This window comes from Vibrio sp. D173a, from assembly GCF_030248475.1.
On the sequence record NZ_JAHGAH010000582.1, the window covers coordinates 1 to 687 of the forward strand.

The window sequence follows — 687 nt, forward strand, 5'->3', positions numbered from 1 at the left end:
AGTCGTTAATCTATGACACTTTTATCAAAAAGGGTTGGCATCATTGTGGTGAATTTGTGCAAATCAACGCGCAGCGATTTGAATAAGGCTAACGCCAAACAAACGCTCGACGCTTTTGGTGGCATCGGTATTCATGCGATGGTTAATCACAGCAATAACGGAGTGCATCAGTTGACCAGAGAACGCCTCGCCACCTTGATGGACTACGGAGTGATGGAACGTTAAGCGAAGTACAGCAACAAAGTCTTGGTTGAAAAGTGCTTTTCGCCAACTGGTTTCTAGCTCAACTAGCCCCTTAGTGAGATTGAGCTGATCGATAATGACAGTAAGAAAGCGCCCTTGAAGAGCCAGTAGGAAGTCTGTCTTTTTAGGAAAGTGATGGCTGATGCCTGTTCGGGATATTTTTGTCGCCTGACTGAGTGTGGTATAAGACATCTTATCGTAGCCCATTGTCAGTAATTGATGTGTGGCGGTATCAAGAATTAAATTGACTGTGATAAGAGTATCTTCTTTGCTGCGCTTCGGCATTGGATTCGACCATAATAATCAAAAAGAGAAATGACTATACTCCTTTTGGGTATGCTATTCCATTAATTGGAGTGGTGGAATTAACATTATATTTAGTATGTATTACCTAAAGTTAAATAATTGATTAACATAGAATCAAAAAAACAACTTATTAATATA

Annotated in this window: 1 protein-coding gene; it reads right to left on the bottom strand. The window is 39.9% G+C overall.

Annotated elements, in window-relative coordinates; translation table 11 throughout:
* Positions 1-63: 63 nt before the first annotated feature.
* Positions 64-528: a TetR/AcrR family transcriptional regulator gene (locus tag KIV40_RS27680; protein ID WP_285352404.1), complete on the bottom strand. Its 465-nt coding sequence runs from the start codon at positions 526-528 to the stop codon at positions 64-66.
* Positions 529-687: the final 159 nt, after the last annotated feature.